Source organism: Zestomonas carbonaria, from assembly GCF_904061905.1.
Classification (GTDB): Bacteria; Pseudomonadota; Gammaproteobacteria; order Pseudomonadales; family Pseudomonadaceae; genus Aquipseudomonas; species Aquipseudomonas carbonaria.
Map to the genome: position 1 here is coordinate 21,355 of NZ_CAJFCI010000088.1, position 7,710 is coordinate 29,064.

Sequence of the window (7,710 nt, forward strand, 5' to 3'; positions counted from 1 at the left end):
CCGGGCGGGGTGACCGCCAAGGAACAAGGGTCATGACACGCCATCTCCGCCACTGCGCAAGCGCCCTCCTCCTGCTCGGCATCTGCCTGGCCGGAGCGGCGCGCGGCAGCGACCTGATGGACAACCAGGACCTGGCGAGCTTCGACCTCGACCTGGCCGTTCCCCTGCAGGGGCTTCCCGCCGACCTGTCGGAGGGCACCCAGGCGCTGGTGCGGCAGATCGGCCAGCACAACCTGGCGCAACTGACCCAGGGCGGCCAGTCCCTGCTCGGCGTGATCGTGCAGAACGGCAGCGACCAGGAGGCGTTCATCCTGCAGGAGGGCATCAACCAGATGGCCACGATCCTTCAGCAAGGCTACGCGAACGCGGCCTACATCACCCAGAACGGCAGCGACAACCTCGCGCAGATCGTCCAGAGCGGCAGCTACAACAACGCGCAGATCGAGCAGTCCGGCTCGGGCCTGACGAGCAGTGTCATTCAGTACGGAAACAACCAGAGCGTGCTGGTTCGCCAGTATCGCTGAGAGCGGCAATCCACTTTTCAGTCGTGCGACCAGCAGGGAGCGATCCCAGGAGGCAATACCATGAAATTCCATGTCAAACCGCTAGCCGCCGCCATCCTGGCACTGGCCAGCGTACAGGCCATGGCCAGCAGCACCTCGACCCAGGTCCAGACCGGTGACGACAACGTCGCGGAAGTCCTGCAAAGCGCTGCCAACTCCAGCTCCGTGATCCAGGGGCAGGCCGGCACGCTGCACGATGCCTTCGCCGCGCAGGACGTCACCGACAACAGCCACATCCTGCAACTGCAGGACGGCACCGCCAACGCCGCGTTCGCCCAGCAGTTGTTCGAGGCCGACAGCACCGCGGTGCAGATCCAGACCGGCGAGTACAACGTCCTCCACTCCGACCAGGCCGGCGGCGTCGGCAACCAGTCCACCCAGGTCCAGGCCGACGAAGGCAACTTCTCCTTCAACTACCAGGAAAGCCAGCAGTTCAGCCGGATCGACGTGAACCAGAGCGGCCTGTTCAACGAAAGCAATGCCGAGCAGCTCTACGGCAGCGACAACCAGGTGGATGTGATCCAGTCCGGCACCACCAACTACATCGCCAGCTTCCAGGGCGACCACGACCGGGGCACCATCACGCTGACCCAGAGCGGGGAGCTCAACGAAACCTACGCCTCGCAGACCGACCTGGGCAGCGACAACCGCATCACCATCGACCAGACCGGCTACTACAACTACGCCGATGTCTGGCAGAGCGGCGAGATCCTCAGCGAGGCGGTCGTCGAGCAGTACGGCGAGGACAACAATCTGGTCGTCGACCAGAGCCTCGGCGGCGACAACCTGGTGACCGTGCTGCAGGACGGCAGCCAGGGCAACCTGGCGGCGGACCAGCTCGAGTCCCTGGGTTCGCAGGCGGACCTCTACCAGAACGGCGTGGCGAACGTCACCTACACCTACCAGGAAGGCCAGGGGCACAGCATCACCGCCTCCACCGTGGGCGACGGCAACATCATCCATGCCAGCAACTGGCGGGGTGACTTCGACGGCGGCCAGATCGGCGTCGCACAGACCGCCGTGCTCACCCAGGAAGGCGATGGCAACACCGTCGGCCTGAAGCAGAGCGGCAACTTCAACGAGCTGTACTTCGAACAGCTCGGCAACGACAACATCCTGCTGGCCCGCCAGGACGGCGCGGCCGACAGCCTGGTCGACGGCCTCAGCCAGGGCGACGCCAACCTGGTGGACGTGACCCAGTCCGGCAACATCGCCACCCTGCTGGTCAACCAGTTCGGCAACGCCAACCAGGCGCTCGCCATCCAGGCCGGAACCGACGTCTCGGCCACCATCACCCAGACCGGCATGGGCAACCGGGCGACCGTCAGCCAATACTGAGCTTTTCCCCCTGTGCTGCCGCCCGACCTGGGCGGCAGTTCTTTGTGGCATGCACCCTGCCCGTCCGATCCGAGCGGCTGGGGTCCCCTCTCTCACCCAGGCAACACCGCCTCTTTCAAGGATTCCCATCAGGTCACCGGGCCCATTTCATCGAGGAAGACCTGTACGGCTTTCAGTTCCGTTTCCACCTCCATCTTTCGAGCATAGAAGCCGCCCAGTTGGTTGACGCCTTCCGCCATGACCATTTCGCCGCCACCAGCCATGACCCTTCCCTGCAAGTGCTTGGAGATATCGCGGATCGTGTCGTCCAGGGTTTCCGCCTCACGCTCCAGCACCCGCTTGCGCCTTATCAGCGTACCGCGCTCGGCATTGGCCAGGCTCTGGTACTGGCTACGGTAGTCGTTGATCGGATCGTGATAGACCGTCCGCCAACGCAGGTAGCCCCACAAGAACGAGAGTTCCCGCCCGCTTTTCTGGGCCGGCAAGGCCACTGCGGGAATCTCGCCGTTCGGCGCGTCGCGTCCGTCCATTTTCTGCCTGTAGAACGTCAGGTCCTTGCGTTCCTCATTGCTGAGGCGCGGTCCCTTGCCGTCGAGCGCCAGCTTTTCCTTGCGTTCCAGTTCCCGAATATACGCACGGGCCTTGTCGATCCATACGTCATCGTCATCCCCCAGCGGCTTGAACCAGGCCCGGGAGTCGTGCACATCCCGCTCGAAGAGTGCACAAACAGCGCCGTGCGGGAGAAAGACGCCAGCATTCCAGGCGTTCTCCACCTGCTTCCATTGTCCATGTTTGCTCTCGAGGGCTTGTGCCAAGGCCTCCAGCATCATGGAGCTTTGCATCGTGCCATCCACGATGGGCGACACGTTCGCTATCCAGCCGCCCGGCAAGTCGTCGAAACGGGCGCGGGCCAGGAGATTGGCCAGGGTTCCCAGTATCGTCAGCGTGTCTTTGCCCGCGTTCACGAAGGGCTTGATGATCCCATACTCCAGCAGAGCGCCAGTGTAGCCACCCATCCAGGGGCTGTTGTAGCCCCGAATCAAATCGTCGGAGCCGAGCAGTGTTTTCCATTCCCCTGCCAGTTCGAGGTTTGCCTGGGTCAGATCCATGCGGTCCTGCGGGCTGGCGACCCTCCCGAGTACCTGCGTGTACTTGTCCAGGAAATAGCGCCGCCATTGCAGGAACTGGCGATAGTGCCGTTGCACCAGGTCTTCGGTCGTCGCATTGCCCAGGTTCGAGTTGCCGCGCAACTCGATCATGTAGGCGTTGAAACGGGACATCAGCCCTACCGAAACCTTGAAGGCATTCTGGATCGGGGGTGGTGCCTGGGTCAGGTCCATCAGCGGGACACCCGCCGCCAGGGCGGCACGGTACATGTGGCACAGCGGTATCTGCGACAGCTTGGCATCGTCGGTCATCCCGCGCCCCTGCTCGCCGAGCATGTAGCCGCCGCCCACGTCCGAGTGCACACCCGGGTACACCACCTCCTCCACGTTCGGGCCAGCCGCCGCGTCCAGCGGGAAGGAGCCGCGCACCTCGTGGCCGGCCACCAGGTGCAGGCAGCGCGTCACGACCGGCGGTCCGGGGATACGCAGGTCGCGCCGCTGGCCCCAGCCGCCATGGCCGGTGGCCAGGTCCTCCAGCAAGCCCTGGGCGGCGCCCACCGAGGCCACGGTGTCGAACAGGCCGAGGAAGTCGACCGTGGCCGGCACGCCGCAGATCCGCAGCGGCCCCCTGGGGGTATCGCACAGGTCGCGCAGCCAGTTGACGAACACCCGCGCCTCGGTGGCGCCCCTGGAAAAGCCGAACACGGAAATCCGGATGTGCCCCAGCTTCGGCAATCTGCCGGTCAGCACCGGCTGGAGCTTGTCGAGCAGCACGGCCCGCCGCTCGGCCAGCACCTGGCGGCGCCCATCGATATTGGTGTCGCGCCACTGGGTGCTGGCGATGGCCTGGAAAGACTGCGCCAACGTCACTTCGCTGCGCAGCTTCCGGTCCTCGGGCGATTTCGGCCTGGGCGGCTCCTCGCCTTCCGGGAACGCCTGGCGCATGCGCTCGAGATTGATGTCCGTGCTCATCCGGCTTACCAGGGCGCGGTCTTCGTTCTCATTAGTAAGTCGGCGTTGAAGCGCATACAGATGCAAATTGTTCTGCAACTGCAACAACGCCCAGTTGATGCGCGCCTCGCCGCCCCAACCGGCGGCGGCACCGGCATTGGCATGCAGACCCACGCCGGAATCGCCGACGCCTTTCCAGAACTCGGTGCCCACGCCAGGAATATAGGTGGCGAAGCGGTACTGGCGTTCTTCGCCGTGTTTACGGGCATCGTCAAAGATCCGATATAGACGTGCCACATTACTGTGCGCCTGTTTCCCCTCGTCGTAATAAAGATTGTTTCGGGTACCGTCGAAGAAGAAGCCCATGAACAATGTGCGCCGGCATGCCATGGCGTCGTCCAGCGACTCGCTGCAGAGCACCTCGCCCCGCTCTCGCTCCGTGAGCCGCCATGGGGTCAGGGTGACATTGTCGGGCAAGCGTGAAACCGTCATGGTGTCTCGACCTCCTTGTCCTGTTCCGGTTGTTTTTCCCAGGAGGGGGTACGGCGGAAACACTTGGGGTTGCCTGGGAACTGCTTTTCGCAGGCCCACGAAGGCGCAGTCAATCCATCCGGAAAGTCCGGATGCAAAGGCCCCACAAGCGTGGGATAGAGCTTGACGACCCCCTCGGGGAAAAACGCGATCCAAAGGAACGTGATCCCCCCTGGTGTTTCCTGCTGGTAGGGTTCGGTCGCCACTTCCCGCTCGAAATAGGCATCGGGGTCCTTCAGGTACAGCGACTCGGTTTGCCAGCGCACGGTCAGCTTGTAGTTCGGGTCCCACTGCCGGGGCACTTCGGCAAATCCGGCGAACTTACCTCCCCCCGAGTGCGCCACCATATTCCCGGCCCAGGAGCGCTCCACGAACACCTCATCGATGTACTCGTCGGTGTAGTTGAGGATGCTCAACTGCAACGGCACCATGCGGTCGGCGGCCGGTTTCGTGGGCGGTGGCGGGGGTTGTTCGCAGCCGGTCAGCGCCAGCAGCAGGGAGGCCAGCAAGGCGCTACCGACGCGCCGCCCCAAGATAAGCCGCCATGGGGCGACGGCGTGCTGTGAAATCGTCATTGTGCCTCGACCTCCTTGTCGGCTGATGGGGACTGCGCCTGCCTTTGCCAGAAGCCCGGCGGGCCTTCGCAGTGGCTGCTGTTGGGGTGCTCCTTGCGGCATTGCAATTTAGGAGGGAGCAGCCCTTCCGGAAAGTCCGGATGGCCTGGGTCAACCCGGGTAGGGAAAAGCTTGACCATCCCTTGGGGGAAGAAGGCAATCCAGAGCATAGCGACGCCGCCCGGCTTGTACTGCTGATAGGGCTCTGGTACGACTTCCCGCTCGAAATAGGCATCGGGGTCCTTCAGGTACAGCGACTCGGTTTGCCAGCGCACGGTCAGCTTGTAGTTCGGGTCCCACTGCCGGGGCACCTCGGCAAATCCGGCGAACTTACCTCCCCCCGAGTGCGCCACCATATTCCCGGCCCAGGAGCGCTCCACGAACACCTCATCGATGTACTCGTCGGTGTAGTTGAGGATGCTCAACTGCAACGGCACCATGCGGTCGGCGGCCGGCTTCGTGGGCGGTGGCGGGGGTTGTTCGCAGCCGGTCAGCGCCAGCAGCAGGGAGGCCAGCAAGGCGCTACCGACGCGCCGCCCCAAGATAAGCCGCCATGGGGCGACGGCGTGCTGTGAAATCGTCATTGTGCCTCGACCTCCTTGTCGGCTGATGGGGACTGCGCCTGCCTTTGCCAGAAGCCCGGCGGGCCTTCGCAGTGGCTGCTGTTGGGGTGCTCCTTGCGGCATTGCAATTTAGGGGCAGTCAGTCCATCCGGAAAATCCGGATGCAAAGGTCCCACGAGCGTGGGATAGAGCTTGACGGCCCCCTCGGGGAAAAACGCGACCCAAAGGAACGTGATCCCCCCTGGTGTTTCCTGCTGGTAGGGTTCGGTCGCCACTTCCCGCTCGAAATAGGCATCGGGGTCCTTCAGGTACAGCGACTCGGTTTGCCAGCGCACGGTCAGCTTGTAGTTCGGGTCCCACTGCCGGGGCACTTCGGCAAATCCGGCAAAGCTGCCTCCACCGGAGTGCGCCACCATGTTCCCGGCCCAGGAGCGCTCCACGAACACATCATCGATGTACTCGTCGGTGTAGTTGAGGATGCTCAACTGCAACGGCACCATGCGGTCGGCGGCCGGTTTCGTGGGCGGTGGCGGGGGTTGTTCGCAGCCGGTCAGCGCCAGCAGCAGGAAGGCCGGTAGTATTCCACCGATAAAGGTTTTCCAGATGGGCATGACCTATTCCTTGGTTGAGCCGGCGCGGCCTTCGAGACTGGCATGGGGTGGCGGACCTGCGTACAGCCAGGGCCGCGTGCCCGGCCAGAATTCGACGATGATGGCTCGCACGACGAGCATCAGCCCGCTGGCAACCAGTAATCCCGATGAGGCAATACATGACCACAGCGCCGTCATCAATCCGAGCATAAAGGCTTCCGTCATGTCGACGCGCAGGATCATCGAAAAAGAACTGACGAACACGACGCCCCCCGCTGCAGTAAAAATCACATAGCCCACTGCGGCGGCCATGAGGTAGGTCAGGGGCGAGAACAGGATGCGGGTCAATCGGTACATGTCACTGGATTCCAGGGCTGGGCACAGGCCGCCACGCAGGTTGGCAAGTGGTCGATGCAAGGGGTCATGTCAGCAGCAATCCGTCCTCGGCCAAGCGCCGCGCAACCGCGCGAATGGCCTCGGCGTCCGATGCTGTTTCGGAAAGAGCGCCCAGGGCCGCGCGCGCGGCCAGGTATCGTCTTGAGGGCGGGCCGGCCAGGACGCCATGGCATTCCGGCCGCTTGGCGATCTGGGCCAGCAGCGCGTCGGGGTGGGCACTCGCACGCAGCGCCTTGGCTTGTTCGGCCGTCAGTTGGTAAGGCAACTTGTGGTTCGGCGCGCTCGTCGTTTCGGCATGGCGCTCCAGGTCCAGGCGGGCCGGGGCGCCTTCCCGGCCCATGTACAGCCAGGCGGAAATACCTTGCAGCAAACGCGCACGCTGGTTCTCATCGAGAACGCCATGGAGCACTGGCAGACACCGTGTATCGGCCCAACGCAGGATATACAGGCTTCCCTCGTCATCCCGTGCTTCCAGTTGCCGCCTAAGATGGGCGAGCAGGTCGTCGAGCGAGGCTGGCGTGACGATGAAGCCCAGCATCGGCCGCCCCGCGCAGAGCCGACAGAGCGCCAGCAAGGCGTCAGGGTGCTGCAGGTCCAGTTCGATGAGCCATGGATCGATGTCGTCCAGCGGGCCGGCATAGTGACCGCGGTAGAGAAAGCGCGGCTCCGGCACCAGGTCGGCCAGTTCCTTGCGCGATGCGTTATCGGCAAGGGACAGGTCCAGCAAGGCATGTACGCGTGATAACCCTTCCTTCCGACAAGTCTCCCGAACGAGATCGCACATGCCTTGCAACTGGATATCCGTTGGCGGGTCGATGGGCGAGACGCTCATGTTCAACTCCTTTTGCGAGCCAGGGGGCTGCCGCTCTGGGCCGCCATTTTCAGACACTCCACACAAATGTCTTCGGGTGGCAGGAAGGCCGGCAGTGGATGATCCAGCGAAGCGGGACCGACGAAACTGTGGCTGCCGGCTTTCACGGTGAAATCCCCCGGCATGCCCAGTTCGATGTTGCCGCCCTGCATCTTGAGGTAGGCCCCGCCACACAGCAGGGTGATGT

9 protein-coding genes are annotated in these 7,710 nt (G+C 63.7%); 2 read left to right on the forward strand and 7 right to left on the reverse strand.

The window, feature by feature from the left end; genetic code table 11:
- Positions 1-32 precede the first annotated feature (32 nt).
- A complete protein-coding gene (locus PSEWESI4_RS24000) occupies positions 33-524 on the forward strand; it encodes a curlin (RefSeq protein WP_187673760.1) in 492 nt (163 codons plus the stop codon).
- Between the two features lie 60 nt (positions 525-584).
- On the forward strand, positions 585-1,901 hold the full coding sequence (locus PSEWESI4_RS24005; RefSeq protein WP_187673761.1) for a curlin: 1,317 nt from the start codon (positions 585-587) through the stop codon (positions 1,899-1,901).
- 128 nt (positions 1,902-2,029) lie between these two features.
- Here PSEWESI4_RS24005 and PSEWESI4_RS24010 read toward each other — a convergent pair whose 3' ends face one another.
- From PSEWESI4_RS24010 to PSEWESI4_RS25600, 7 genes are all read right to left on the reverse strand, one after another.
- Positions 2,030-4,450 (reverse strand): T6SS phospholipase effector Tle1-like catalytic domain-containing protein, encoded by a 2,421-nt coding sequence (locus PSEWESI4_RS24010; RefSeq protein ID WP_187673762.1) that lies wholly within the window; start codon positions 4,448-4,450, stop codon positions 2,030-2,032.
- The gene (locus PSEWESI4_RS24015; RefSeq protein WP_187673763.1) at positions 4,447-5,064 is read right to left on the reverse strand and encodes a DUF3304 domain-containing protein; all 618 of its coding nucleotides are present in this window, start codon (positions 5,062-5,064) and stop codon (positions 4,447-4,449) included. The genes PSEWESI4_RS24010 and PSEWESI4_RS24015 overlap by 4 nt, the downstream gene beginning before the upstream one ends.
- Complete coding sequence (locus PSEWESI4_RS24020) at positions 5,061-5,687, reverse strand: DUF3304 domain-containing protein (RefSeq protein ID WP_187673764.1); 627 nt, start codon at positions 5,685-5,687, stop codon at positions 5,061-5,063. The genes PSEWESI4_RS24015 and PSEWESI4_RS24020 overlap by 4 nt, the downstream gene beginning before the upstream one ends.
- Positions 5,684-6,277: a DUF3304 domain-containing protein gene (locus tag PSEWESI4_RS24025; RefSeq protein WP_187673765.1), complete on the reverse strand. Its 594-nt coding sequence runs from the start codon at positions 6,275-6,277 to the stop codon at positions 5,684-5,686. Before PSEWESI4_RS24025 ends, PSEWESI4_RS24020 begins: the two co-directional genes overlap by 4 nt.
- Positions 6,278-6,280: 3 nt before the next feature.
- The gene (locus PSEWESI4_RS24030; protein WP_187673766.1) at positions 6,281-6,613 is read right to left on the reverse strand and encodes a hypothetical protein; all 333 of its coding nucleotides are present in this window, start codon (positions 6,611-6,613) and stop codon (positions 6,281-6,283) included.
- Positions 6,614-6,677: 64 nt separating this feature from the next.
- Positions 6,678-7,484 carry a DUF4123 domain-containing protein gene (locus PSEWESI4_RS24035; RefSeq protein WP_187673767.1) on the reverse strand — a complete coding sequence of 269 codons (807 nt, stop codon included), beginning with the start codon at positions 7,482-7,484 and terminating at the stop codon, positions 6,678-6,680.
- Positions 7,485-7,486: 2 nt separating this feature from the next.
- The coding region (locus PSEWESI4_RS25600) for a DUF2345 domain-containing protein (RefSeq protein ID WP_187673768.1) at positions 7,487-7,710 on the reverse strand (224 nt) is incomplete at its 5' end.